Source organism: Nonomuraea sp. 3N208, from assembly GCF_052245935.1.
Lineage (GTDB): Bacteria > Actinomycetota > Actinomycetes > Streptosporangiales > Streptosporangiaceae > Nonomuraea.
The window spans coordinates 240704-265685 of sequence record NZ_JBQQBR010000004.1 but is presented as its reverse complement, the minus strand read 5'-3'; the positions used below and the strand labels follow the sequence as shown (position 1 = coordinate 265685).

The 24982-nt window shown below is 68.9% G+C and carries 25 protein-coding genes; 14 read left to right on the top strand and 11 right to left on the bottom strand.

Annotated elements, in window-relative coordinates:
- Positions 1–364 precede the first annotated feature (364 nt).
- Complete coding sequence (locus tag ACTWPT_RS07540) at positions 365–2536, top strand: DUF6055 domain-containing protein (RefSeq protein ID WP_443176515.1); 2172 nt, start codon at positions 365–367, stop codon at positions 2534–2536.
- Here ACTWPT_RS07540 and ACTWPT_RS07535 read toward each other — a convergent pair.
- From ACTWPT_RS07535 to ACTWPT_RS07510, 6 genes are all read right to left on the bottom strand, one after another.
- On the bottom strand, positions 2533–2658 hold the full coding sequence (locus ACTWPT_RS07535; protein ID WP_443176514.1) for a hypothetical protein: 126 nt from the start codon (positions 2656–2658) through the stop codon (positions 2533–2535). The two genes, ACTWPT_RS07540 and ACTWPT_RS07535, sit on opposite strands and share 4 nt — an antisense overlap.
- A 183-nt stretch (positions 2659–2841) precedes the next feature.
- Positions 2842–3594 (bottom strand): hypothetical protein, encoded by a 753-nt coding sequence (locus ACTWPT_RS07530; protein ID WP_443176513.1) that lies wholly within the window; start codon positions 3592–3594, stop codon positions 2842–2844.
- Between the two features lie 448 nt (positions 3595–4042).
- Positions 4043–4831, bottom strand: a complete 789-nt coding sequence (locus tag ACTWPT_RS07525) for a hypothetical protein (protein ID WP_443176512.1) — start codon at positions 4829–4831, stop codon at positions 4043–4045.
- A gap of 84 nt (positions 4832–4915) precedes the next feature.
- Positions 4916–5356 (bottom strand): anthrone oxygenase family protein, encoded by a 441-nt coding sequence (locus ACTWPT_RS07520; protein ID WP_443176511.1) that lies wholly within the window; start codon positions 5354–5356, stop codon positions 4916–4918.
- A gap of 85 nt (positions 5357–5441) precedes the next feature.
- A complete protein-coding gene (locus ACTWPT_RS07515) occupies positions 5442–5930 on the bottom strand; it encodes a PPOX class F420-dependent oxidoreductase (RefSeq protein ID WP_443176510.1) in 489 nt (162 codons plus the stop codon).
- A 135-nt stretch (positions 5931–6065) separates the two neighbouring features.
- Positions 6066–7181, bottom strand: coding sequence for a hypothetical protein (locus ACTWPT_RS07510; protein ID WP_443176509.1), 1116 nt, complete (start codon positions 7179–7181; stop codon positions 6066–6068).
- A 378-nt stretch (positions 7182–7559) separates the two neighbouring features.
- Between ACTWPT_RS07510 and ACTWPT_RS07505 the strand changes: the two genes are divergently transcribed.
- The 3 genes from ACTWPT_RS07505 to ACTWPT_RS07495 all read left to right on the top strand — a co-directional run bounded on the left by ACTWPT_RS07505 (position 7560) and on the right by ACTWPT_RS07495 (position 8679).
- A complete protein-coding gene (locus ACTWPT_RS07505) occupies positions 7560–8114 on the top strand; it encodes a YceI family protein (protein ID WP_443176508.1) in 555 nt (184 codons plus the stop codon).
- A 148-nt stretch (positions 8115–8262) separates the two neighbouring features.
- Positions 8263–8403, top strand: a complete 141-nt coding sequence (locus ACTWPT_RS07500) for a hypothetical protein (protein WP_443176507.1) — start codon at positions 8263–8265, stop codon at positions 8401–8403.
- 84 nt (positions 8404–8487) lie between these two features.
- On the top strand, positions 8488–8679 hold the full coding sequence (locus tag ACTWPT_RS07495; RefSeq protein ID WP_443176506.1) for a hypothetical protein: 192 nt from the start codon (positions 8488–8490) through the stop codon (positions 8677–8679).
- Between the two features lie 30 nt (positions 8680–8709).
- Here the strand turns inward: ACTWPT_RS07495 and ACTWPT_RS07490 are convergent, their stop codons facing one another.
- Both ACTWPT_RS07490 and ACTWPT_RS07485 read right to left on the bottom strand, forming a co-directional pair.
- Positions 8710–9435: a phytanoyl-CoA dioxygenase family protein gene (locus tag ACTWPT_RS07490; RefSeq protein ID WP_443176505.1), complete on the bottom strand. Its 726-nt coding sequence runs from the start codon at positions 9433–9435 to the stop codon at positions 8710–8712.
- A 120-nt stretch (positions 9436–9555) separates the two neighbouring features.
- Positions 9556–9786 carry a hypothetical protein gene (locus tag ACTWPT_RS07485; RefSeq protein ID WP_443176504.1) on the bottom strand — a complete coding sequence of 77 codons (231 nt, stop codon included), beginning with the start codon at positions 9784–9786 and terminating at the stop codon, positions 9556–9558.
- Between ACTWPT_RS07485 and ACTWPT_RS07480 the strand changes: the two genes are divergently transcribed.
- The 3 genes from ACTWPT_RS07480 to ACTWPT_RS07470 all read left to right on the top strand — a co-directional run bounded on the left by ACTWPT_RS07480 (position 9772) and on the right by ACTWPT_RS07470 (position 13972).
- Positions 9772–9939: a hypothetical protein gene (locus tag ACTWPT_RS07480; protein WP_443176503.1), complete on the top strand. Its 168-nt coding sequence runs from the start codon at positions 9772–9774 to the stop codon at positions 9937–9939. The genes ACTWPT_RS07485 and ACTWPT_RS07480 overlap by 15 nt on opposite strands.
- Positions 9940–9984: 45 nt before the next feature.
- On the top strand, positions 9985–11259 hold the full coding sequence (locus tag ACTWPT_RS07475; protein WP_443176502.1) for a hypothetical protein: 1275 nt from the start codon (positions 9985–9987) through the stop codon (positions 11257–11259).
- A 109-nt stretch (positions 11260–11368) separates the two neighbouring features.
- A complete protein-coding gene (locus tag ACTWPT_RS07470; protein ID WP_443176501.1) occupies positions 11369–13972 on the top strand; it encodes a caspase family protein in 2604 nt (867 codons plus the stop codon).
- 40 nt (positions 13973–14012) lie between these two features.
- Here ACTWPT_RS07470 and ACTWPT_RS07465 read toward each other — a convergent pair whose 3' ends face one another.
- Positions 14013–15251, bottom strand: coding sequence for an MFS transporter (locus tag ACTWPT_RS07465; protein WP_443176500.1), 1239 nt, complete (start codon positions 15249–15251; stop codon positions 14013–14015).
- Between the two features lie 247 nt (positions 15252–15498).
- Here ACTWPT_RS07465 and ACTWPT_RS07460 point away from each other — a divergent pair, with 247 nt between their 5' ends.
- The 6 genes from ACTWPT_RS07460 to ACTWPT_RS07435 all read left to right on the top strand — a co-directional run bounded on the left by ACTWPT_RS07460 (position 15499) and on the right by ACTWPT_RS07435 (position 22601).
- Positions 15499–17994: a polysaccharide lyase family 8 super-sandwich domain-containing protein gene (locus ACTWPT_RS07460; protein ID WP_443176499.1), complete on the top strand. Its 2496-nt coding sequence runs from the start codon at positions 15499–15501 to the stop codon at positions 17992–17994.
- 90 nt (positions 17995–18084) lie between these two features.
- The gene (locus tag ACTWPT_RS07455) at positions 18085–19404 is read left to right on the top strand and encodes a serine/threonine protein kinase (RefSeq protein ID WP_443176498.1); all 1320 of its coding nucleotides are present in this window, start codon (positions 18085–18087) and stop codon (positions 19402–19404) included.
- Positions 19405–19562: 158 nt separating this feature from the next.
- On the top strand, positions 19563–20384 hold the full coding sequence (locus ACTWPT_RS07450; RefSeq protein ID WP_443176497.1) for an SDR family NAD(P)-dependent oxidoreductase: 822 nt from the start codon (positions 19563–19565) through the stop codon (positions 20382–20384).
- A 166-nt stretch (positions 20385–20550) separates the two neighbouring features.
- Positions 20551–21615, top strand: a complete 1065-nt coding sequence (locus ACTWPT_RS07445; RefSeq protein WP_443176496.1) for a hypothetical protein — start codon at positions 20551–20553, stop codon at positions 21613–21615.
- Between the two features lie 95 nt (positions 21616–21710).
- Positions 21711–22016, top strand: coding sequence for a hypothetical protein (locus tag ACTWPT_RS07440; protein ID WP_443176495.1), 306 nt, complete (start codon positions 21711–21713; stop codon positions 22014–22016).
- Positions 22017–22190: 174 nt separating this feature from the next.
- Positions 22191–22601, top strand: a complete 411-nt coding sequence (locus tag ACTWPT_RS07435) for a VOC family protein (RefSeq protein WP_443176494.1) — start codon at positions 22191–22193, stop codon at positions 22599–22601.
- 85 nt (positions 22602–22686) lie between these two features.
- On the opposite strand, the gene ACTWPT_RS07430 is transcribed toward ACTWPT_RS07435, so the two are convergent.
- On the bottom strand, positions 22687–23193 hold the full coding sequence (locus ACTWPT_RS07430) for a carboxymuconolactone decarboxylase family protein (RefSeq protein ID WP_443176493.1): 507 nt from the start codon (positions 23191–23193) through the stop codon (positions 22687–22689).
- A gap of 91 nt (positions 23194–23284) precedes the next feature.
- The gene (locus ACTWPT_RS07425; RefSeq protein ID WP_443176492.1) at positions 23285–23686 is read right to left on the bottom strand and encodes a hypothetical protein; all 402 of its coding nucleotides are present in this window, start codon (positions 23684–23686) and stop codon (positions 23285–23287) included.
- A gap of 174 nt (positions 23687–23860) precedes the next feature.
- Here ACTWPT_RS07425 and sigJ point away from each other — a divergent pair, with 174 nt between their 5' ends.
- Positions 23861–24805, top strand: a complete 945-nt coding sequence (sigJ, locus tag ACTWPT_RS07420; RefSeq protein WP_443176491.1) for an RNA polymerase sigma factor SigJ — start codon at positions 23861–23863, stop codon at positions 24803–24805.
- Positions 24806–24982 lie beyond the last annotated feature (177 nt).

The window sequence follows — 24982 nt, the reverse complement described above, 5'->3', positions numbered from 1 at the left end:
TGCGCGACCCGCCGTCCGAGGAGAACCGACACGATCGAAGGTCTCGCCCCGAGGACATCGATCCCCTCTGCCTTCGCAGCGCCGCGCGGCGTGGGCACGCGGTCAGAAGGTCAGGCGCAGGACGGCGCCGCCTTCACGTTACCGTACGGGCGGGCCCGCCGGTCGTGTGTAACTTTCACTCCCCTTCGGCCGCCCTGCACAGCTCGCGCAGCTGATCATTGACGGGCGGCACGTCCGGCCTTGACAGCCTCTGTCGGCGTCCCGACACTCGGAGCCGCTTCGATATGTGACATACCGCAGGGGTCGACGCCCGAATGTTAGCGCTAACCATGGCCTGGCCTTCCACAGTTCCGGAGGTTCTGCAGTGAGACGATTGCGGGCGGCGATGGTCGCCCTTGTCATGCTCCTCAGCACGTTATTCCTCGCCCCGCCGCCGGCGTCGGCGACCGGCGCGCTGCTGGCCAAGACGGTCTACATCCCGTCCCGCTGGCAGAGCACGGGCGAGGTGCCCTGGGTGCCGGAGCGCACGAAGGAGTCGGCCAACTTCATCCTCCTGTGGGGTGACCGGTCGGGCACCGACCCACGGAACGCGCCCACGCAGTACCGCTTCGACCCCGACAACATCCTCAGCCAGCTGGAGAGCCTCTACACCTTCTACGTGAACACCATGAAGTTCACGCCGGAGACCGGCCTCCTGGCCCAGCACAAGATCATCGTCATCATCACGAGGACCTGGTCGAACGCCCCCCTCGACGCGTGGGCGACAGGCGGCTCAACCGACGGCAGGGTCGGCGTCATCAACATCGCCCCCGGAGCCGCCCAGCCCGGATCCTGGGGCCTGGCCCACGAGCTGGCCCACGTGTTCCAGAACTACACCTTCCTCGGCCGGTCCGGTTACGGGTTCACGCACCCGAGCGCCGGCACGTTCTGGGAAGCGAGCGCCGAGTTCATGGCGATGCAGGTCTACCCGAAGACGGCCGCGGGCGACCTCACGAGATTCATCCGCACGGAGAACCTCGCCTACAGCAGCAGCCGTCACCACTACGGCGCATGGATGCTCGCGCAGTACATCAAGGACCGCGACGGCCTCGCCATGTTCAACCGCATGTGGAACGAGGCCAGGAACACCGAGCACCCGCTGGAGACCTACCGCCGTATCGCCGGCATCGACCAGGCCGAGCTCAACCGGCGCCTCGGCGAGTACGCCCAGCGCAACGTGACCTGGGACTACTCCAACCGGGCGGACTTCATGCCGTTCATCAACAGCCTCTATCCGTTCGTCACCGCCTACAACGGCGTGGCGGTGGAGGCGGTCAACGCGTCGGCCGGGCACTTCCGCATCTCCGACGCCATCGCGCCCTCCGACTACGGCTACAACAAGATCCGCCTCGTGCCGAGCAGCGACGGCGCGCTCATCCGGATGCGCTTCCGCGGCCACGTCAACTCCACCGCGCAGTCGGGCTGGTCGTACGGGTTCGTCGCGGTCAGGAACGGCGTCCCGCGCTACGGGCCCGTCCACAGCTCTTCCAACGGCGAGGTGACCTTCCAGACCCAGCCGGGTGAGCGGGACGTCTACCTCGTGGTGCTCGGCGCCCCGGGGACCGTGCACAAGTACGCCTTCCTCGACGGCTACCCGAAGAACTACCGCTACCCGTACCAGTTCCGCCTGCAGGGCGCCACGCCGTGGGGCTTCGAGCCGGGCCACGTGAAGCCGCCCGCGCCGGGCAACGGCCACTGGCACTCCAACGGCGGCGGCTGGGTGGACAACCGGGCCATCGTGGCCTCCACCGCCTACGTCGGCCCCCGAGCCGCCGTGTACGGCAACAGCACGGTCAGCGGCAACGCCCGCATCGAGGACCTGGCGTGGGTGAACAGCGGCGCCACCGTCGGCGGCAGCGCCGTGGTCAAGAACAGCGCCCTGGTCCAGGGTGGGGCCAACCTCAGCGGCAGCGTGGTCATCGGCGGTGACGCCGAGCCCGCCACGGCCTGCGGCTCTGGGACGTACCTGATGTTCAACCCGGACCGCCGCTGCGACGGCGGCGCCGGCGAGACGGACGTGAACCCGCCGCACCCGATCTTCAGCGACAACGACCTGGCCTTCGGCACCGGGGGCGGCGACCCCACGCCCACGCCGGTCAACCTGGCTGCGAACGCCACGCCCTCGGCCTCGTACACCTCGCCCTGGGAGACCGTCGCGGCGATCAACGACGGCGCCGTGCCCAGCCCGCGCTGGGGCACCTGGCCCGAGACGGGGACCCAATGGGCCGAGCTGACCTGGTCGTCAACGCAGACGATCAAGTCGGCGGAGGTCTACTTCTTCGACGATGGGGGAGGGGTGCGGGTCCCCGCCTCGTGGAAGCTGCAGTACTGGAACGGCAGCACGTACGTGGACGTGGCCAACCCGAGCGGATACCCGATCGCGGCCGGGACCTACAACCCGGTCACGTTCAGCGCGGTCAGCACCACCCGCCTCCGGGTGGTGCTGCAGAGCGGCCAGGCTTCGGTCGGGCTGCTGGAAGTACGCGCGTTCGGCTAGGCGAACCGGAGGCCCGCAGGGCTCATGATCGCGGTGGCGAGGCTCTGGACGAAACGCATGATCAGAGCTTCGAGGAGCATCAGGGCGGCCTTGGCGAGCAGCGAGGCCAGGAACTCGGACAACTCTCTACCTCACGGGGAGTGTGAAACTTCTACTTAAGGCATATTTCGGTAGAAAGGTGTCCATACGGGTATGATCAATATATCTATTCGGTGAACACTGGATGACCATCGCGCGCCCGGGCCGTGCAGGACTGATCGCGGCGCGGGCGCGTCACATGCACGCGCGGCCGTGTGCGTGGCTCGTTACCCCTTGCCGGCGGTGGCGCTCGAAGCCGACGCGGTCTTGCTCGCGGCTGTCTTGCGCCCACCGGTGGTGCCGGCCTTGCTCCCGCCGGTCGTGGTCGTCTTGCGCCCACCAGTCGTGGCGGTCTTGCGGGTGGTGCTTGGCTTCTGCTCGCCGGTGGTGGCGGTCTTGCGGGTGGTGCTTGGCTTCTGCTCGCCGGTGGTGGCGGTCTTGCGGGTGGTGCTTGGCTTCTGCTCGCCGGTGGTGGCGGTCTTGCGGGTGGTGCTCGGCTTCCGCTCGCCGGTGGTGGCGGTCTTGCCGCCGCCCGTGGTGGCCGCCTTGCCCCGTGAGGGTGTCGTCCCTCGCGTCGAGGCGGTGGCCCGCGTGCTCGGCGCCGGCTGGGCGGCCGGTGTCTGACGCGGCCGGGCGGACGGCTGCTGGCCCCGCCGCCGCTGCGCGATGATCGTTCCGGCCCCGATGGCGGCCGCGACAGGCCACTCGACGATCCCGAAGGCCGCCAGCGCGCCGAGCGCGCCGTAGTAGGCGATCTTCTCGGGCGCCGGAAGGAACGTGCGGGCGATGTCGACGTAGTGGCCGAGCTCCTGCCTGCTGACGCGTGGCATCGGCATGTGCGGCATCGCCATGCGTGGCATCTCGACGTGCGGCATCCGGAGTTCCGGCGGGCGGACCTCGACGCTGAGCATCGGCAGGTCCAGCGTGAGCAGCTGGGGCGCCTTACCGTTGGCGCGTGCTCGCGTCTGGGTGGCGTTCATAATCCCTCCTGCACGATGTAGACCTTCCTGTCCTCCTATCCGCCGACTGTCCCCTTATTCGGGATTAGAGAGATTTGGTGGTTTCTGTACCTTGGGAGCGATGCGCGTACCAGCGGTGTGCTCCTGGACATCGCTCTCTCGAATTGAATGAATCTCGCAGCATCACGTCGCCGTGATCCCGGGCGACGGTATCGGCCTCGAGGTGACCCCGGCGGCCCTGGAGGTGGCGCAGGCGGTGGGCCGGCGTCACGGCTTCGGCTTCCGCTTCACCGAATACGACTGGTCATGCGAACGTACGAACCGCGGCTTCACGGCATCGTGCACACGATGCCCTTCTGGGACGAGTTGGTCAGGGAACGCGCGGCCGACCATCCGGACGTGCACTGGGACCAGGAGCACATCGACGCGCTCTGCGCCGGCACCGCCCGCGATGAGCGCCGCCCGCGCCTCAGCCGCGGGAGCTCAGTGACCAGCCGTTGGCGACCGGAGAGAAGGCCACGTTGTGAATCGGCCAGCCGTCCGCGGCGAACTTCTTCATCTGACGGAAGCACTCGTCGTCGATGTTGCGGGCGTAGAACGCGTTCCCGGCGACGACCGCCCATCCGCCCGTGTAGGGGAAGGCGACCCGCGTGATGCGGCGTCCGCCCCGCGACATGGTACGCATCCGCTGGTAGCACTCTTCGTCGATGTTGCGGGCGTAGAAGCCGTTCGTGGCGACCACGACCCAGCGGTTGCCGCCCCCGGGCGGGAAGGCGACGTGCACGACCTGCTGGCCGGCCTTGTAGTACGCGAGCATCCGCTGGTAGCACTCGTCGGGGATGTTGCGCGCGAAGAACGTCTTGTCACCGGTGATCACCCAGCGGTTGCCCCCTTCGGGCGGGAACGCGACACAGTGGATCTTGTTTCCGGCGGCGAGCAGCTGCTTGAGCTTGGCGAAGCACTCGTCTGGGATGTTCCGCGCGAAATAGCCGCCATTCTGCGTCGTGATGACCCAGCCGTTGGACGGGGTGAACGAGAACGAGGTGATGCCACGGGCGGCGGCCATGCCCATCCGCCTGTGGGCCTCATCCGGGATGCGGCGGTTGAAGTAGCGGCTGGCCGCGGCCGCCTCCGCCGTACCGGTGAGTCCCAAGGTGGCCAGGCCCGCGGCGCCGGTCAGGGCGAAAAACCCTCTCCGGCCCAGCGGGCCGGCTGCGGAGGTACCAGATCCTGGTGAGGTAGCGAACAGTGCGCGCAAGGTGTCTCCCTGTAGTAGATCAGATACGGGAGCTAGTTTGGCCGAATCTGCGCGAGAAATCTAAGATTTTGGCTGATTTGGACGCTAAAGGCCGTTTGTCAGGCCGATACCGACCAGGACGAGACTGACGAAGGACGCCACGGCTCGCAGCTTGTTCCAGGCCGTCCACCTGCGCGAGTAGTCCTTCCACGCCATCGTGCCGGCGTCGAGCGCGTTGTTCATCGGCACGTTGATCGCCATCGTGATCAGGAACGAGCCGACGAAGTTCACCGCGGCCCCCGCGAAGAACCACAGAGCGGCCGGAGCGCCCGCGAGGAGCCCGGCCGCCAGCGCCGCGAGCGGTGCGCCGAGGAAGGGGATGTAGAGCCACGGGTTGAGGATCTTCCGATTGATGCTCCGCATCGCCTCCTCGCCCTGGGCGGGTGCGATGGCGTTAAGGCCTGGTATCACGGACATGGAGAAGGTGTAGAAGAGGCCGGCGATGGCGGCGTGTAAGACGAGGGTGACCAGAGCGAGTATCAACATGCTCACATGGTGACGCCCATTGGGTGAGACGGTCCATGCCCAGCCCACTCACCCGCATAAGCAGGCGTCTACCAGGATCGTGGTCTCAGCCCCTGTCCCCGTCTCCGTCCCCGGACACCAAACGCGCCGGGAAGCCGCCGGTCGCGATCGGACCCCAGCGGTCGATGTGGATGCGGATCAGCGACTTGTCCTGGCGCCGCATGGCGTCGCGGTATTCATCCCAATCCGGGTGCTCACCGGCGATACAGCGGTAGTACTCGACGAGCGCGTCAAGTGCCTCCGGCATGTCGAGCACCTCCGCGTGCCCGTCCACCTGGACGTACGGGCCGTTCCAGTCATCGGACAACACGCAGATCGACACCCGGTCGTCCCGGCGGGCGTTGCGTGCCTTGGCACGGTCGGGATACGTGGAGACCACGATCCGGCCGCCGTCGTCGACTCCGCAGGAGACCGGCGACAGCTGCGGCCGCCCGTCCGTACGGGTGGTCGACAGCAGGCCATGGTGCCTGAGACGGAGGAACTCGAGCAGTTCGGGCAGTTCGACGCGGCGCGCGGTCGCGATGTTGGGAGCCATCTGGTGTGCCTCTCGGTCATATCAGGTCAGCTCACGACCTTATCGAGCGAGACGCCGCTCACCTGCCGTGGCCGCGCTGCCGTGGCGGCCCTGCCGTCGCCGGTGCTGTCGCGGCCGCCTGAGCATCCCGGAGCGCTAGAGCAGATGGTCGCGGCGAGCCGCCGCCGCCTGCCGGACGTCGGCGAGGAACGCCTGGGTGTGGCGATGTTGTGCCGGATCGCCGTCCGGCTCTCGACCGCTGAAGGCGTCCGCATATTGCGTGTACAGCACCCAGCAACTGTGGATTCCCGACAGGAGGCTTTCGAGGAGGTCGAGGGCCGGGCGGGTGGGATTGATTGGACTGATCGGCAGATAGACCGAGTCGAGGCTGAGGTGGAGTTCGGGATGGTTCTGGTGGGCCCTGGCGATGAGGTCTTCGGCTGCGGAAATGCGCTGCTTGGCCTCGGCCACGCCACGGAAGTGGCCCTCTGCGACATGCAGGGCGCTGCGGATCATCGGCATGACCACTTGCCAGGGCGAGGAGCCTGCGTTCATCGCTCCGACGATTTCGACGAGGCTGTCCTGGGCGAGGGCTTTGATGCGGTCGACCTCGGTGATGATCTGTGCCGGGTGGAGGCGGGTCTGGCCGGCGGTGGTGATGGCGGCGGCGTGGAGCCAGTGAGCGGCGGCGATGGCGGCGGCTGTGGGCTCGATCTGCGTGAACAGCTCCTCGGCGCCGAAGGGATGCCGGTGGAGGATGATGTCGGCCTGGGCGACCTGGAGCGGTGAGGCGTCCTCGCGGCTGAGGACGACGGCCTGCTGGGCCCGTGCCCGCAGGTTGCCCAGTTCGGCCTGTTCGATGGCGGTCAGCTCGGCGGTGACCTCGGTGATGATGCGTGCCGTTGTACAGGGCGCGTTGAGCGCGTGCAGGCCGCGGCCGACGCGATGGGCGATCTCTTCGACCCGGGTGGACGGGGGGATGCCGTTGACAGGCCGATGGTGCCTGGCCAGAGCTGGTACGACGGCGGTGAAGGCATCACGTTCTTGCTGGCGGTGCCAGCCGATGCTGTTGGGCCCATGCTGGTCGGCGGCACTGGCCGGGTGGGTGTAGCAGCGCCAGCAGGCCTGCGACAGCTCGGTCAGGCAGGTGGCCAGGCGGAGCGAGTCCGGTCCTGGGGGGAGCTCGGCCACGGTGGTGGCGACGTCGCCGATGCCGGTGCTCCAAGAGGCGATGAGCGCGTTGCGGCCTTGGTCGACGGCGTACCGGGTCACGCGGGCTCCTTATGTAAAGAGACGGGGGAGCGTGATGCCCATGCTCAGGATGCTTGATCCGCCGTGATTCCGGAGGGTGTTTTAAGGTCTTGCGAGTCGCTGATCTGCGGGTTTGTCGGGAAATGCACCAAAACTTTTTGCCAGAAGAGCGACGTGAGTCGATCGCGTGCGCCCGTAGCCACGAGCATGTTCCCGGACACGGGGGCCGCTTGCGCCAACGTGGACTCTCGTTCGGTGGCCGTGTCCGATTGGAGCACGACGGGCTGCGAGGCGAGGCGTTCGCAGAATCAGGTGGCCGGGCACCACCGGACGACTTCTCTGAGGGTCCGCCGCCACCCGCCGGCGACCTCTCCGATCCGTGGTGGTTAGCCTGGAAAGGTGAGCATTACCGCTGGTAGCTACACGTTGGGACCCGACTCTGGCCGGCTCCTCGTCAAGACGACCCGTACCGGGCTGGGCGCGAAGGCCGGCCATGACCTCACTCTCGAGGTCACCCGCTGGCGCGGCGACGCCACGATCGACACCACCGCCCCGGCCCACTCGTCATTGGCCGTCGAGGTCGACGCCGAATCGATCGAAGTCCGCGAAGGAACCGGCGGCGTCAAGCCGCTGACGAGGTCCGATCGCGGCGACATCGAGAGAACCATCCGGGAGAAGATCCTGCACACCGATCGCCACCCGACGATCACGTTCCGGATGACCCGGGTCGAGGGGACCGAGGAGTCGTTCCGCCTCGAGGGCGACCTCACCCTCGTCGGTGTCGCACGGCCCGTGATGGTGCAGGGGTCGGTGACCGAGGGGCGCGTACACGGCTCGGCGGTCATCGAGCAGTCCCGATGGGGGATCAAGCCGTACTCGGCGTTTTTCGGCGCACTCAAACTCAGCGACGACGTCCAGGTGGAGTTCGACCTCGGCCTCGTAGCGAAGCAGTGACCGAGGGTCTTCCCGAGGTCGCGCCGCTCATCGGCCCGCCATCCGCAGGGGCGGCCTCACCTTTCTCCAAGAGCCCTAGGGTGACGGTACGCTGGACCCACCCCCTGTGAACTGCGCAAACGCTTGCTGATCCCCGAAGGAAGCCCCCGTGAGCGATCACGTCCACGTCCGCGTCAACAACGGCTTGGCCGTCACCGAAGACGGAGAGCTCGTCGAGGAGTACGCCTGCCGGTGCGGCGCCACCTGGACACGCGTCCATCGGGTCGACGAGGGCCGTTCGGAACACTGAACGCACACCGGAGACGGGCAGGCCTACTTCTGCCATCTCGAGACCTGTCGAACGACCGCATCCACTTCCGACCACCGCCGGTTGATGGGTGCCAACCGGCGCTCGGTGGACGCGCTCAACGCGCGGCTGCAGCACGGCTGGGTGGTCAACCAGGGAATCTCGGGCAACCGGCTGCTGGTGGACGAGGTCGGCGAGCATGCCCTGGCGCGCCTGGAGCGGCACGCGGGGGCCCGCGCCATGGCGGAGGCGGTGGACCTCGCCGAGTTGGTGCTGTGACGCCGGGCTCGGTGCTTTACGTGCCGGCGATCACGCCAGTACGGCGCGCGCCAGGGCGTTGCCTTCCCCCGGCGCCACCGGCGCGGTCAGGAACACCGGCCCCTGGGCCATGAAACGCGGCCGCGTCCCGCGGTGCTCGTCGGCCGCGTGCACGGTCAGCGGGTGCACGAGGTAGATGTCACCCGGCTGCCCGGTCGCGTACGCGATCGGCCGGTCCTTCGAGGCCGCATCCAGCAGCGGGCCGGCCTCGAACGGGTCGAGCGCCCGCTCGCCCAGCGCCCGCTCGGCGTCACGATGTGAGCCCACCCTGATGCGGGTCGGCGCGTCGTCGTCGCCCACGTCCGACAGCAATGTGAGCAACAACATCGTCTCCGGCCGCCCCGACACGGCCCATGAGCCGTCGGGCCTGGCCACGGAGGCGTCGATGTGCCAGCCTCGATCGTCGACCGGCGCCACGCCGGGGAAGCGGATCGGCATGTTGCCCAGGGACCCACGCGGCACCCACCCGCCGGGTCCGGCCACTTCATCCAGCGCCTGATGGAGCCGCGGGCTGCGCACGAGCTCCCCGAAGGGGCCCTGGCCGGTCAGGTCGGCAGCCCACACCACGGGCTGCAGCCAGCCGGACGGTTGGTCGGGCGACAGGCCGATCTGCTGCCACACCAGCGCCCTGGCAGCGTCCCCGACCTCGCGCGGCACGGCCGCCTCCAGCTTGGCGAACCCTTCGGCAACAAACCGGTCGATGTCCACGATGCTCATACGAGCCACCGTAGCGACGCGGTCCACCGGTTTTCCGTGCGCCGAGAGAAACCTCATCCCCGTGGAACTAGGTCCGCCCGGCGTGGGAAAAAAACCAGATTAGTTTGGCGATCGATTGAACTAACCTGGCCCCCGAAAGATCAGTGCCGTTCCTGAGCTGCGGGGAGCCGTGGAGCCCGACACGTTCGACATTCCCGACCCCAGCTCGGCCGCGATCCTCTCCTGCTCATCCTGGACGAACCCACCTCGGCCCTCGACCCGCAGGCCGAGCACGAGCTCTTCGAGAACTTCACCGCCCAGGCCCGCGCGGCGGCCGCCGCGCACGGAGCGGTGACCGTGCTCGTATCGCACCGCTTCTCCACCGTGCACATGGCCGACCACATCGTCGTCATCGACGACGGGCGTATCGTCGAGCAGGGCAGCCACACCGACCTGCTGACCGCAGGCGGATCCTATGCCCGGCTCTACACCGCCCAGGCCAACGCGTACGCGCGACGGACTTGATGTGCCTCCTGCGCATCGGAGCGGGGTGATGACAGGATGCCTCGCATGCGGTGGAATGCGAGGTTTTCCGGCCGGGCGGTCTCAGGGCTGGCGGTCTTAGGCCTGGCGGCGGCCCTCCTGGCGGCCGGATGCTCGCCCGTGACCGGCTCCGGCGCAGCGGACCCGGCGCCGAGGCCGCAGGCGAAAGCGTCCCCCGGCTCGGGGAAGACCTCGCCGGGACGCCGCTGCCACCTCGATCCGAACTCCACCCTGCCGCCCACCCCGCCGCCGCTTCCATCCGGGGATGGGGCGCGCCTCGTGCACTACAACACCTACCCCTACAGGGACCGCTTCCTTGGCGCGGCCGCGCTGCGCGACGGCACGGTCTACGCCGTCGGGGACCGCCAATTCCCCAGGCAGGACAATCCTTGCGGCCCGATCCGCCAGCTGTCGTACGCGCTGCAGTGGGACGGCGTGCGCTGGCAGGAGCTGCCGGAACTCGATCAGGTGGTGGAACCGCAGGAGGTCGCAGCCTCCGGCGACGGGGGCCTATGGGTGTTCGGCCACTGCCCCGCGACCGTGGCGAGCAGCGACCCCGACGGCTGCGCGGCCCGCTGGGACGGCACGTCGTGGATGCTGTCCGTGCTCGACAGTGCCCAAGTGAAGGGGGCCGCGGTGTTCGGGCGTGACGATGTCTGGGCGGCCACGTACGACGCGCTGCATCACTGGAACGGTGAGCGCTGGCAGGCCCAGCGCTCACCCTTCGGCGTCCGCGCCCTGGAGGGGACCGCGTCGGGCCAGATGTGGATCGCGGGAGCCAAGGACGGGCGGGTGACCCTGGCCCGAGGGAGCGATCGCCGCTGGAGCCTGCTCCCTCACCCGCCGATCCCTCGCCTGTACGGGGCCAAGCAGGGGGAGACGATGGTGCTCGACCTCGCGGTGGGCGAGCAGGGCGAGGTGTGGGTGCTGGGCTCGATGTACTGGGTCTGCGGGGAAGAGGAGACCATGTGCACCCGGCCGGTGCTGATGAGGTGGGGTGGCGGCCGGTGGCTGGTCAACGTCATGCCCGAACGCTTCACCGTCGGCGGGAGCATCGTCTCCGACGGCGCGGGTGGCATCTGGACCACCGTCTCCCGCGGCCTGGGCCGCTTCACCGGCGGGAAGTGGAAGACGTACCCGATCACCAAGGGGCCGGTCGGTGGCGGGACTCGCCAGGCGTCCCGGGTCGGCGTCGGTGTGGGCGGTCGGCGAGGACCACACCGAGGCCGAGGAGATGCCGTTCACCAACGGCATGATCTGGCGCCTGGACGCGGAACCGGAGTAGCCGGGAGGGGACGGTAAGCGACTGCGGGTAGCGGCAAGGTGATCGTTGGCGATACCGGTACAGGGGTTTGAGCCCCTGGCCGCCAGGTGCCGTCCTCGCGGTGTCCTACCTTTCCGGAGGCAGCTCATGATGAGCGAGACGGTGCGGCTGCAGCTACGAGTGATCGACCTCGCCGCGGATCCCCAGGAGCTGGACGAGGCCACCGCCAGACTCAGGGACGAGCTGCTCGACCTGGACGTGGTCGTGAGCGGCGCCGAGGCGGGGGAGGCCCCTGAAGGCACCAGGGCGGTTCTGTCGTTCACGCTCGGCGGCCTGGTGATCGCTTTTGCCGGCACGGAGCTGCTGGCCGCGATCGTGAACGCCGTGACCGCCTGGCTCAATCGCCATCAGCACCGTTCGGTCAAACTGGACATCGACGGCGACGCACTCGAGCTGACCGGCATTCGGTCCGAGGAACAACGCCGGCTCACCGACGTATGGTTACGCCGCCGCAGGCAACAGGACTCACCCGCGCAGGTGGGGCGCCGTCTCGCGCTGATCGTGGCCGGCGACGAGTACCGCGATCCGGGGCTGCGGCGGTTGCGGGCGCCCGCACTGGACGCCGAGGCCCTCGCCAGGGTGCTGGGCGACGAGGCCATCGGCGGCTTCGACGTACGCACGATGCTCAACGAGCCCACCGCCGTCGTCAACGAGGCCGTGGAGGAGTTCTTCGCCGACCGCCACCCCGACGACCTGCTGCTGCTGCACTTCTCCGGCCACGGGGTCAAGAACGACAACGGCGAACTGTACTTCGCCACGCCCAGCACCAAGCTCAACAGGCTCGGCGCCACTGCGGTGTCCGCGGAGTTCGTCAACCGGCAGATGGGGCGCAGCCGCTGCCGGCGCATCGTCCTGCTGCTCGACTGCTGCTACGCGGGCGCCTTCGCGCGTGGCGCGCTGCCAAGGGCCGGGACGGACGTCCACGTCGAGGATCAGTTCGGTGGCCGCGGGCGGGTCGTCATCACGGCCTCCAACGCCCTGCAGTACGCCTTCGACGGGACCGACCTCGCCGACGCTCAGGAGTCGACCTCGCCTTCGGTGTTCACCAGAGCGCTGGTGGAAGGGCTCGAGACCGGCGAGGCCGACCAGGACCAGGACGGCTATGTAGGCATCCACGAGTTGTACGACTTCGTCTACGACAAGGTACGGGCCGTCACGCCCAACCAGACGCCGGGCAAGTGGACGTTCGATGTGCAGGGTGACCTGATCATCGCGCGGCGCGGCCGGCCTGTGGATCGGCCCGCGTCGCTGCCGGCGGAACTTCAGGAGGCCATCGACCACCCGATCGCCAAGATCAGGGAGGGTGCGATCGGCGAGCTGGAGCGGTTACGGGACAGCCGCCACGCCGGGCTCGCGCTCGCGGCGCGGCTGGCACTCGAGGAGCTGGCCCACGACGACAGCCGGTCCGTCTCGGCAGCAGCGGCACGCGCCCTCGGCCTCCCTGCCGCGCCGCCCACGCCACCCTCCTCGGCGCCGTCCTCGCCACCCTCCTCCGCGCCGTCCTCGAAGGCGGCATCCTCTCGCGCCCCATCCCCCGAGGTCCGTGCCTCGACGGCCGCGACCCTTTCCGCGCCGGACCTCTCGTCCGCCGTCGCGCCCGAGGATGTCGACCATGCAACCGCTGCGGACGGCGACCGTCGCACGTCCGCCGACGTCGGCCGCGCCGCACCCGCGGATGTCGGCCGGGCCGCGCCCTCGGACGTCAGCAGCGCCGCACCCGCGGATGTCGGCCGCGCCGCACCCGCGGACGTCAGCAGCACCGCACCGGCGGACGTCGGCCGCGCCGGGTCGGCGGACAGGGCCTCTGGCACGTCGAGCAGGCCTGCGTGGCTGGTCCTCACATTGCGTGGGTTGGCGCTGCTGTCAGGACTGTTGCTGATATTCGGCCCGGGTTACGCCTTCGAGTTGCTCCACAGGTTCGGCAGAGCGCCGGTCGCTGACTACATCCTCTGGCTGTGGTTCCTGATCGCAGCGGCATTCGGAGTCGGCCTGCTGCCGGAAGGCCGTTGGCGCGCCGTGAGCCTCGGCGTGTCCGCCGGTCTGGTTGCGCTGCACCTCGGCGTGTTCGCTCACGACGGGGGCATCAGCACGGCCGGCATGGTCTTGCTCGGGATGATCCTCCTGGTCGTGTTCACGGAGACGGTCTTGGCCCAATCCGGCCGAGGCTGGTCGAAAGCCGCCGGAGCCGTCGGCGGGGCGGTCGTGCTCGCCATGATCTTCGTCAACGAGCAGTTCACCCACGACCTGGGGGACGATCCCGGTGAGGAAACCCCTTGGCTGGTGGTGTTCTCGGCCGTCGTCGTCCTGCTCGGGTTCTTCGTGACGCGCGTGGTTCAGCGCTGGCGAGCGGGCGAGGCGCGGCCGCCGATGGTACTGGGCGCGGCGGCCACGATCCTGGTCGTTGCGGACGTGTGCGGCGTCTACCTGTGGGAGGGCGGCTCGAGCTACCCGCAGATTCCTGTTTACGTGCCCGCCCTCCTGATGCTGCTGTTCATGACCGCACAGGCGCTCCAGGAAAGGCCGCAGCCGGAGCTGCTGGCGGCGGTCCAGCTCACCGTCATAGCGGGACTGGGGCACAACCTGGCAATGGTCAATACCTCGCCGGTGTTCGTGGCGATGCTTCTCGTCGCCGCGGCGTGCTCCGGAACAGCGGTCTACCTGTCTGGCAGACGGGCGCGGTCAACGCTCTGAGAGCCGCTGTTTCAGGCCGCTCGGCGGACCTGACCGGAGGTCATGCGCGCTCAGGGTGGCGCTGTCGGACGGGCGTGACGAGCGCGACCAGAGCCAGCACCAGGCAGGACGCTCCGGCGAAGACGAAAACCGCCGTCGCGCCGTAGCGCGCGGCGGCCCAGCCGAGGGCGCCCGCGCCCACCGGCCCGAGTGAGAAGTGGATCGTCCAGAAGGCCGACGTCACCCGGCCCAGCAGGTGAGCGGGTGTCACCTGCTGCCGCAGCGACATGGAGCAGATGCCCGCCAGACTGACGCACGCCAGATAGAGGGCCATGATGGCGGCCACACCCCACACCGAGCCGGCGAGCCCGAGGCCGAGAATGGCCAGCCCCGACACGACCTGCGCCCCGATCCACAGCGGCCCGAACCCGAGGATCCGCCGCATCCGGGCCACCAGCATCGAGCCGACCATCGTGCCCGCCGCCCCGACTCCCAGCACCACGCCGACCACGGAATCCGCCTGGCCGAGGTCGTGCTTCAGCCGGTAGATCACGATGTCCGTCAACCCGAGCGTCATGAAGATGAAGAACGACAGCAGAACGGTCAGGGTCCGCAGCACCGGCTGCCGGAACAGGAACTCCGCCCCGGCCAGCAGCTCCCGCCACGGCCGTCCCTTGGGGGCGGGCTCGACGGCCTCGACGGCGTACCGGGAGGCGCGGGTCAGCAGGACGCCGGCCGCGGACAGCCCGAAGCTGGCGGCGTTAATGGCGATCGCGGCGGTCGGGCCCAAATGGCCGCTTACCACCCCGGCGAGGGTGGGGCCGAGGATGCCCGCCGCGGCGGCCGTGGCGTACAGCATGCCGTTGGCCTCGGTGACCCGCTGCTCGCCGGCCAGGCCGCGGACCGCGGCGACGTACGTGACCTGGAAGACCATGCCCACGGCCGCGGCCATCGGCAGCACCGCGTACAGGAGCCAGACGTGCTGACCGAACACCCAGACCACCGGGATCGTCACGTACAGGACGAGCCGGATGATGTCGCAGGCGATGAGCAGCCGACGCCGGTCGAACCGGTCGGCGAGCACCCCCGCGAACACCCCGGCCGCCACCGCCGCCGCCCCGGACACGCCGGTGAGCAGGCCCATCTGGGCGACGGAGCCGGTGACGTTCAGGACGAGGAGGGGCACCGCGATGAGCGCGAACGAGTCGCCCGCCACGGACAGCGTCTGCGCGCACCAGAAGATCAGGAAGTCACGGTCCCGCCACAACGAGCCGGTCGCCGGCCGCGTGTCAGTCTCCATCCGTCATGGCCCGCACGGGACGGTGCGGGACGGCCTGGGATGATCGGTGCACGCCGATCCGGGGCAGCTCACGCAGGGAAGACTATCCCTCCAGGTCTGCGCCACGCCGCCCAATTTCCGCCGGCCCGGCCCGGCACGCGTCCGCTCGTCCGCACTCCCACCCTGCAAGTCCTGGGCTGACAAAAGTAGATCATGTAGGGTAAGCCCGGCCTACCCTCGCAACGGCCTGGAGCTCGTCGTGCCGCATATGTCTCGTCGCCAGGTTCTTTCCCTGCTCCCCGCCGCCGGCCTGCTCGCCGTGACCTCCCCCTCGCGTGCCGCGGCCGGGATTGATCACACGCGGCTGCTCGCCAACACCGTGGCGATCTTCGCGGGCACCCCGGACGTCAATGCCCGCCCCGAGGTCGCCGGCAAGCTCGCGGCGATTGTCAGGACCGCCAGACAGCGGCTCACCGCCATGGACCAGGCGGCCGACGGCGAGTTGTTCGCCGGCCTGAAGCTCGGCACCGACGACGTCAATCTGCGACTGGCGTACCAATACCTGTACGAGATCGCGCTGGCGACCCGCACCCCGAGCGGGGAGCTCAACGACGACATCACTGCCCAGCGGCGGGTCGCCGACGGCCTGCAGTGGTTGCACGAGCGCTACTTCGGCGACCAGTCGAAGGGCTACTACGGCAACTGGCACAACTGGGAGATCGGCATCCCCACGCACGTGAGCAGGACGCTGGCCCTGCTGGCCGAACGGGTGCGGGAGGAACACCCCGACCTGGCGACGACGTACATCGCCTCGATGGACGCGTACCTGCGCAACGGCAAGAACGGCGACGTCGACCTCGACTCCCGCTTCCACACCGGGGCGAACCTGGCCGACATCACCGGCAACCGGATCCTCCAGGGCGCCCTCACCGGCGACGACGCCCGCGTCGGCAAGGCCATCTCCGACCAGGCCACCGTCTTCGCCACGATCGACCCCTACAACCTCCAGCACGGGGTCACCGACGGCTACTACCGCGACGGCTCGTTCATCCAGCACCACTCGGTCGCCTACACCGGCTCCTACGGTAGGGCCCTGCTGACCCGCGTCGTGCAGACCCTCAAGACACTCGAGGGCGCGACCAGCGGCGGCGCCTCCGATCTGCCCGGCGTGGTGTACCGCTGGATCGCCGACGGCTTCGCCCCGCTGATCTTCGAGGGGTGGATGATGGAGATCGTCAAGGGGCGGGCGGTCTCGCGCACCACCACCGGCTACGCCGACGTCGGGGTGATCGTGGAGGCCATCGCAGACCTGGCCGACCACGTCGAGGGCGCGGGCGCTCTCGCCCTGAAGAAGTACGTCAAGTTCCTGCCGGCCGCCGACCCGGCCGCCTTCGTCTCCCCGGTCAGCATCGCCCGCTACACGGCCATCCGCACCGACTCCGCGATCCCGGCCGCCGACCTGAATCCGCCCGAGCGCTCGCTGGCGTACAACGCCATGGACAGGACCGTCCACCGGCGCCCCGGCTACGCCTTCGCCCTGGCGCGCAGTTCGGATCGCATCAGCAAGTACGAGTACATGAACGGCGAGAACCTCATGCCCTGGTTCCAGGGCGACGGTGCGTACTACCTCTACCTCGCGGGCGAGGACCAGCGTGAGGTCTTCGGCGTCGACTACTACACGGCCGTCTCGCCGTACCGGCTGGCCGGGATCACCGCGCCGGTGGAGGAGCGGCGGACGGTGCCCGAGTTGTACGGCCGGTTCTGGTACGAGAACCCGGGTCATCCGCTGAACTTCACCTCCTCCTCGGAGTCCCAGAACACCTACGTGTACTTCCCCCGCGCCGGGAACGCCTTCTCCGGCGGCGCGACGCTCGGCGCGTACGGCGCGGCCGGCATGGTTCAGTCCGACGACGCCGCCTACACCGCCAAACAGGCGGGCATCCTGCCCGACGACTTCGTCGCCTACCGCAACGCCCGCGCGACCAAGTCCTGGTTCATGCTCGACGAGGAGATCGTGGTGCTGGCCGCGGGCGTCTCCGGTCAGGGCGGCCGTGCGGCGGTGACCACCGTGGACAGCCGCATCGCCGCTCCCGGCGACACGGTCGTGCTCACCGGCGCGGGCTGGGACGGCGGGGCCTGGCAGGCGGGCGACACCACGCCGCCGCGCTGGCTCCACTACGCCAACGGCACCCGCCGTACCGCGATCGGCTACGCCTTCCTCACCAGGCAGCCTGTCACTGCCGGGGTGGAGACGGTGACCCGTAGCCGCAGAGTCGTGCGCACGGCCAACCCCGACACCAGCGTGACCAAGAACGTCTTCACCGCCTCGATCACCCACCCCGCCACCGGCGACGAACCCGCCCTCGCCTACGCCCTGGTCCCGAACGCCACCGAGACCCGCCTGCGCGGCTATGCGGACGGCCCGCTGGTCGTCGTGGCCAACAACCGGCACGTGCAAGCGATCAAGCACAAGACGTTGGGGATCGTCGCCGCCAACGTCTTCGCCGACGGCCCGCGCCACGCCGAGCGTCTGCTCATCGACGGCCCCGCCTCGGTCATCGTCCGGTCCGGCGAGCGTACGGTCGTCGCCCTGTCCGACCCCACCATGAAACGCGACCGCGTCGCCGTCGTCGTGTCCGGCCGGCCTCTCAGGCTCGAGGCGGCCGACGAGGGGGTGACGGTACGGCCCGTGCCGGGCGGCACTCTCATCCAGGCGACCACCCGCCACGCCCACGGCCGCACCTTCACCGCCACCCTTCGCTGAACCGGCCCTGATGCCCTTGCGCGCGCGTGGCCAGCTCTGCCGGGCGCACTCTTCACGCGAGGGGCTTACGTCGTTATGGTCGGAATCCATATGGACGGGGTGCAAGCGTTAACGGAGGCGGATCCAGCGCAGCTGGGTGAGTACGCGCTCGTCGGTGTGCTCGGCCGGGGGAGGCGGTCGGTCGTCTACCTGGGCCGCTCGGCGAGCGCTCATGTGGCGATCAAGTTACTGTCCGCGGGTGACGCCGAGACGCAGCGCGCGGTGGCCGCGGCGCAGCAGGTCACGGAGCCGTCCTGCGCGCGGGTGCTGACAGCCGGGATGTACGGTGACCGGCTCTACGTGGTGAGCGAATACGTGCACGGCGTATCCCTGGCGGAGTGGATCCGCCGGGAGGGCCCACGTGACGCCGGTCAGCTGCACTGGCTGGCGACCAGCACGATGGCCGCGCTGGCGGCGATGCACCGGGCGGGCATCGCACACCTGGACTTCAAGCCCGCCAACGTGCTGCTCGGCCCTGACGGGCCGAAGGTGATCGAGTTCGGCTTCGCGCGGCTGCAGGAGCCGGCGGCCGAGCCCGCCCACCTGTCGCCGGAGCAGGTGGCAGGTCATCCGGCGGGACCGGCGTCCGACCTGTTCTCCTGGGCCGTGACGATGATCTACGCCGCGACCGGGGTGCCTGCTTTCGGTGAAGACGGCGTTCCGGCCGTGTCCCATCGGGTGCTGCACACCCCGGCGGACCTGTCGCGGCTGCCCCAGTCACTCCAGCCCATCGTGGACCGGTGCCTGGCCAAGCAGCCTCAATACCGGCCGACCGCGCAGGAGGTGCTGGCGTTCCTGCACGGAGCCGGGCAGGGCGGGCCGACCTTGGTGCAGGCGCCTGCTCACGCCCTCCCGCCTGCCCAGCCGGCCCCGTCGAAGAGCTCGACCGGCTTGGTGGTCGGGCTGATCGCCGGGATCGTGATCTTGCTTGCGGCGATCGCCGCCGTTGTGGTGTTCGTGGTCAACCGGCAGCAACAGGAGCCGGTCGCGGTCGCCAGCCCCAGCGCCATCGTGGAGACTCCGGCACCCAAGCGCGCCTCGGTGGCCGGCCGGTGGGCCGGCACCTACGTGTGCGACCAAGGCAAGACCGCGCTTGAGCTCACGATCAAAGAGACGTCGTCGGGTGAGCTCGAGGCCGTTTTCGCCTTCGAGGCCGACCCCAGCAATCCCGGCGTGCCTGCCGGCTCCTTCGCCATGAGCGGCCGCGTGACCGGGCGGGTCCTGCAGTTGAAGGGCAAGCGCTGGATCGACCGGCCGGGCCAGTACGTGATGGTCGACCTTCGCGCGACCCTGACCGAGGATCGGCCCTCCGCCATCAAGGGGACCATCCTGGGCGGGGCCTGCACCACCTTTACGGTCAAGCGGTCCTGACGGGCGCCGTCTTTCGATCGGCGGTGGTGTCTTCGACAACCCGCTGAGCCACCTCGCGAGACGAGACGGTACGTTCCGTCTTGACATGAGGATGATACGTCTCCATACTCTGTTGATACGAGACGGACCGTATCGTCTTAAATCAATGAGGAGTCTGTATGACGACTGCCCGAGTATGGTTCATCACCGGCGCGTCTAGGGGCCTGGGCAGGGCCTTCGCCGAGGCGGCGCTCGCCGCCGGAGACCGCGTCGTGGCCGCCGCGCGCGACCTCGACCCTCTCGACGACCTGGCCGCCGCTCACCCGGACAGCCTCGTACGGCTGACGCTGGACGTCTCCGACCGCGAGGCCGTGCGGAAAGTGGTGGACCGGGCGGCAGCGGCGTTCGGCCGGCTGGACGTCGTGGTCAACAACGCGGGCGGGATGCTGCTCGGCATGGTGGAGGAGGCTACAGAGGAGCAGATCCGCGCCCAGTTCGACGTCAACTTCTTCGGCGCGGTCTGGGTGGCCCAGGCCGTGGTGCCGTACCTGAGAGCGCAGGGATCCGGTCACATCCTGCAGGTCACCTCGATGGGGTCCGGCGGCGGGTTCGCGTCCGTCGGGTTCTACTCGGCGAGCAAGGCGGCGCTCGACTCGGTGAGCCAGGCGCTGGCGATGGAGGTCGCGCCGTTCGGGATCAAGGTGACGATCGTGCAGCCCGGCGGGTACGGCACGGACCTGTTCACGCGGGGCACCACGATGACGGAGCCGCGCCCGGAGTACGAGCCGCTGCGCGCCCAGCTGGCCGAGATGTGGGGCGAGGACGCCGGTCCCGACCCGAGTACCGCGGCCCCGGTGATCACGGAGTTGGTCGGCCTGGCGGAGCCGCCGCTGCGGCTGATCGTCGGGGGCGCCTCATACGACATGGTCCAGCAGATGGACCAGGCCCGCACGGAGGAGTACCGGGCCTGGGAGCACCTCAGCCGGAAGGCTCCGGGCTGACCTGCGTGGTGGCGGCGGCCACCAGCAGCCCGGGAGGCGTACAACGCGGCGATGTCGGCCACCTTCGGCGGCGCCGCCGACCGGGGCTTCGACGCCGCATCGGTGATCTTGTCGTTGGGTGACCGCGCCGACGCGAGCAACAAGCCCACAGGGCTAGGGTCTCGGCGTGAGAGAAGAGATCGCTCAGGTGCTCGGTGACCCCGACGCCACAGTGGAATCGTTGACGCACAATGCGCTGAACGGCGTGACCGCAGGGATATGGCGGGTTCGAACCGAGGACCGCTCCGCCATACTCAAGGTGCTGACCAGGCGGAAGAACGGTCACGAGGGATGGGAATCCTCCTCAGACCCGCTGCACTGGAACTATTGGCGCAGGGAAGCCGATGTCTACGCCGATGACCTGCCGGCGCTGTGGTCCGGCACCGGCGTGCGCGCCCCTCGGCTGCTGAAGCTGATGGAACGGGAAGACGGCGACCTGGCGCTGTGGCTCGAGGACGTGACCGGATCACCGGCCACGTCCTGGGAGATTGATCGACACGGCCTTCTCGGCTACCAGGTGGGCATGGCCCAGGGCCGCGCCGGGCATGTGGGTCGGCCCTGGACGAGCCGGTCGTTCCTGCGGGACTACATCGACTCCAAGCGCGTGCCGTACGAGCTGCTGGAGGACGACGACACTTGGCGGCATCCCCTGATCCGCGAGAACTTCCCGCCCGGCCTGCGCGCCGAGCTGCTGCGGCTGCACCGCGATCGGGAGCGGTTTCTGACGGTCATGGAGTCGCTGCCCCGCGCACTGTGCCACCTCGACTTGTGGCCAAGCAACGCGATCGATGCGGACGGCCACAGCATGCTCCTCGACTGGGCGTTCGCCGGTGACGGCGCATTGGGCGAGGACATCGGCAATTACATTCCCGACAGCGTCTTCGACCTCTACCTGCCGGCGGCACGGCTGCCTGACCTGGACACGGCCGTGTTCGGCGGCTACCTCGACGGACTGCGCGAGGCCGGCTGGCGTGGAGACGAGCGCCAGGTACGGCTCGCCGTCTGCGCCTCTGCGGTCAAGTACGACTGGCTGGTGCCACGGATGCTGCAGCACGTCGACCGGCAGCCCCGGGCGTACGGTGGCCAGGCGTCCGTCGACGCGGCCCGGCTCTTTCGTGAGCGCGGCGCCGCCATGATGTTCCTGGCCGCGTGGGCCGACGAAGCCCGCCGGTTGTCGGACGGGGTGAACTGAATCCGGGCCTGACGGTGTGGAGTCCAGCCGAGAACTCGAATCCCGGCTTCGTGTGAAACCGCATCCTCTCGCTGTACCTGAAGCAGCAGGCCGTCATGCCGCCCGAACTCGAGGCGGCCATCTTCCGCGCGATGGCGAAGATCCCTGGGGTGGAGATCGAGCAGGGCGTCACGGACGCGACCGGGCGTACCGGGGTCGGCCTGTTCCGTGCCACCACCGGTGAAGAAGGGCAGCGCCGCCACCTCATTCTCGACCCTCGCACCTACCGGGTCATGGCCGATCAATTGACCTGGCTGCGCGACGAGGTGATCGACGGAGAGGTGGCGTACAGGAAGGGCGCGGTCTTCGCCGATGTGTGGCTCGCGTCCGGCATCGTGGACAAGCCCGGCGACGTCTCCTAGGGATGTGTGGCCGCGGGCTGCCATGAGGCGGCGTGGTGCGCCTCTGCTCGCTCCCCGGCGATGGGCGGGACGGTCACCGGCACGCCGCCGGGCGGCGAGTGTGACGGAGCAGGTGACCAGACCTATCAGGAATCGAGAAGCGCCGGTCAGCGAGCTGCAGCTAGCGTGACCATCATGGACATCACCATTCACACCACCTCCCTCCCGCACGACGACCCGGACGCCTCCCTGGCCTTCTACCGCGACATCCTCGGCTTCGAGGTCCGCAGCGACGTCGGAAGCGGCAAGATGCGCTGGATCACGGTCGGCCCCGTCGGCCAGCCCGGCACGTCCATCCTGCTGGCGCCGCCGGCCGCCGACCCCGGCATCACCGACGACGAGCGCCGCACCATCGCCGAGATGATGGCCAAGGGCACCTATGGCTGGATCGTGCTGGCCACCCCCGACCTCAACGGCATCTTCGAGATGGTGCAGGCCAGCGACGCCGAGATCGTCCAGGAGCCGACCGAGCAGCCGTACGGGGTGCGCGACTGCGCCTTCCGCGACCCCGCGGGCAACCTGATCCGCATTCAGGAAGTGCGCTGAGCCACCCCTTCCTAGCCACCGCCGTGGGCGGTGTGGGGGTCCACCAGTGAGCGTGAGGCACGGTCGCCGTGTCCTCATCGTGGCGTTACCTGCTGTAATTCTTCCCGGGGGCCTTACCGGGGATCGGCTTGCCGATGAGCGCGACGGGGATGAAGAAGCAGATCTGGCTGATCGCCAGGGTGAGCGTCCACAGCGCCTTGTCGTCGTAGTGGGCGGATGCCTTGGCATACAACTCTTCGGGGACGCGCTCCCCGGACGGGTTCGGGGTGAGGACGGCCTCCACGAGCTCCAGTGCGACCCGTTCGGCGTCGGTGAAGTAGGGGGCGTCCTGCCATGACGCCACGGCGGTGACGCGCTCCTCTGTCTCCCCGGCCTTGCGGAGGAGGCCGGTTTGCCGGACGGTGTGGTACGTGCTGGCGACGATCTGCCCGGCGCGCAGTTGCACCAGGTTGATGGTGGTCTGCGGAATCGAGCCGTTCCGGGTGGCCTTGGACATGGCTCCGGCGATTTGTGCAAGCTCGGGAAAGAACTGGGTGGGGTCGGGCAGACGCGACTGGAGGTTGTCCTGCTTGGTCGTCGTGGGCGTGGACATGGCGAGGTCTTCCCTTCTCGATCTCAGCGGTGGTTTGAGGTTTGCGACCCGGTGGGTTGGTGTCGCGGGAGGTGAGGCGCCGCGCCAACCGTCATGCCGCGGCGGCCACGTGAGTGCGGCGGCTGGTCCAGATCCAGACGAGCTGTAGGACGCTCATGCCGAACATCAGGACGCCCAATGGGACGTGCAGGGTCTTCACGTGGGCGATGCCGAGCGCTATCTGCGCCAGCGTGAGCCCGAAGAACCCGACCGCGTACAGGATGGGCCTGGGCGAGCCGCCGCCCGGCCGCCACACCAAGATCGCCACGACCAGGTGCGCCAGCGTCACGATGAACAGTCCGTACGCCCCAGCACTATGCAGAGCCCCACCCCCGGGTGAGGACAACAACAGTCCGGCGGTGATCCCCTGGACGAGGACGGCTACGGTTTGCAAGGTGATCGCGACGCGCAAGAACATGAGGTTGCCCTGCTTGGTCGTCGTGGGCGTGAACATGGCGAGGTCTTCCCTTCTCGAGTCTCAGTGGTGGTTTGAGGCGTGCGACCTGGTGCCTCAGTAGTCCGACGACACAACCGCTGGAAATGTCAGGCGACGCCCCAACCTCACAATTCGGTGCGATGTCTCGTCGAACTGGTGAGGGCAGATACGGCCAAGGAAAGTCGGGACACCATGACCACCCAATCCGAGCCAGGACACGGCCGGCCCGATCCGAGCCTGAGCGCGATCATGAGCGAGCGCCGTCAGCTGATCAATCTCGCCTACCGGCTCCTCGGCTCCGTGGCCGAGGCCGAGGATGTCGTACAAGAGACCTACACCCGCTGGTACGCCATGTCCCGGCAGCAGCAGGAAGCCATCGAGTCCCCCGGCGGCTGGCTGACGACGGTCGCCAGCCGCATCTGCCTCGATCTGCTCGGCTCGGCACGGGCCCGGCGCGAGCGGTACGTGGGCGAATGGATCCCGGAGCCGCTGCCCGATCGTACGGAGTGGATCAACGGGCGGTCGGCCGGCACCACGGCCGACCCGGCCGACCGGGTCACCCTCGACGAGTCGGTCACCATGGCCTTCCTCGTCGTGCTCGAATCGATGACCCCCGCCGAGCGTGTCGCGTTCATCCTGCACGAGGTCTTCCGCTACTCCTTCGCCGAAGTGGCCGAGATCGTCGGCCGTACCCCCGCGGCATGTCGCCAGCTGGCCTCCTCGGCCCGCCGTCGCATTCGCGCGGCGCAGGCTCCCGCGGCTCCGGCGGCCCGGCAGGCCGGCCTCGTCAGGGACTTCAAGCAGGCCTGGGAGGCCAAGGACATCGACGCCCTCGTCGGACTCCTCGACCCCGGCGCAACGATGATCGCCGATGGCGGCGGCCTGGTCAGCGCCGTGCTGCGCCCGATCGAAGGAGGCGAGCAGATCGCCCGCTACATGCTCGATATCGCCGGCAGGGCACCCAACCTGACGATCCTGGAGCGTACGGTCAACGGTCAGCCCGGCCTGGTGGCCCAGCACAACGGCGTCACCGTGACGGTGGCGGCGTTCGACGTGGCAGGTGACCGGATCAAGCACATCTGGGCAGTGCGCAACCCCGACAAGCTCCGGCCGTGGACGGTGGGGCCGCAACACTAGGCCCAACCCGGCCCGCTTGGAGCACGGCCCCGCCGTCACGCGGTGTCCTGATCCATTACCCGGAAAGACTCATTGTGTTATGCGCTGCTGTCGTTGATCATATAGGCAGATCGTGATGCCTTCAGGACAGTTTGTCCCAGCATGTGAGATCACGGCTGGGTCGGCTGAAGGGAGAGA

Bases quoted from the DNA above. Each gene is read 5' to 3' on its own strand.
- ACTWPT_RS07530 (WP_443176513.1), bottom strand. From the start codon at position 3,594: ATGAACGCCACCCAGACGCGAGCACGCGCCAACGGTAAGGCGCCCCAG.
- ACTWPT_RS07520 (WP_443176511.1), bottom strand. From the start codon at position 5,356: ATGTTGATACTCGCTCTGGTCACCCTCGTCTTACACGCCGCCATCGCC.
- ACTWPT_RS07515 (WP_443176510.1), bottom strand. From the start codon at position 5,930: ATGGCTCCCAACATCGCGACCGCGCGCCGCGTCGAACTGCCCGAACTG.
- ACTWPT_RS07495 (WP_443176506.1), top strand. From the start codon at position 8,488: ATGGGTGCCAACCGGCGCTCGGTGGACGCGCTCAACGCGCGGCTGCAG.
- ACTWPT_RS07490 (WP_443176505.1), bottom strand. From the start codon at position 9,435: ATGAGCATCGTGGACATCGACCGGTTTGTTGCCGAAGGGTTCGCCAAG.
- ACTWPT_RS07475 (WP_443176502.1), top strand. From the start codon at position 9,985: ATGCGGTGGAATGCGAGGTTTTCCGGCCGGGCGGTCTCAGGGCTGGCG.
- ACTWPT_RS07470 (WP_443176501.1), top strand. From the start codon at position 11,369: ATGATGAGCGAGACGGTGCGGCTGCAGCTACGAGTGATCGACCTCGCC.
- ACTWPT_RS07465 (WP_443176500.1), bottom strand. From the start codon at position 15,251: ATGGAGACTGACACGCGGCCGGCGACCGGCTCGTTGTGGCGGGACCGT.
- ACTWPT_RS07460 (WP_443176499.1), top strand. From the start codon at position 15,499: ATGTCTCGTCGCCAGGTTCTTTCCCTGCTCCCCGCCGCCGGCCTGCTC.
- ACTWPT_RS07455 (WP_443176498.1), top strand. From the start codon at position 18,085: ATGGACGGGGTGCAAGCGTTAACGGAGGCGGATCCAGCGCAGCTGGGT.
- ACTWPT_RS07450 (WP_443176497.1), top strand. From the start codon at position 19,563: ATGACGACTGCCCGAGTATGGTTCATCACCGGCGCGTCTAGGGGCCTG.
- ACTWPT_RS07440 (WP_443176495.1), top strand. From the start codon at position 21,711: ATGCCGCCCGAACTCGAGGCGGCCATCTTCCGCGCGATGGCGAAGATC.
- ACTWPT_RS07435 (WP_443176494.1), top strand. From the start codon at position 22,191: ATGGACATCACCATTCACACCACCTCCCTCCCGCACGACGACCCGGAC.
- ACTWPT_RS07430 (WP_443176493.1), bottom strand. From the start codon at position 23,193: ATGTCCACGCCCACGACGACCAAGCAGGACAACCTCCAGTCGCGTCTG.
- ACTWPT_RS07425 (WP_443176492.1), bottom strand. From the start codon at position 23,686: ATGTTCACGCCCACGACGACCAAGCAGGGCAACCTCATGTTCTTGCGC.
- sigJ (WP_443176491.1), top strand. From the start codon at position 23,861: ATGACCACCCAATCCGAGCCAGGACACGGCCGGCCCGATCCGAGCCTG.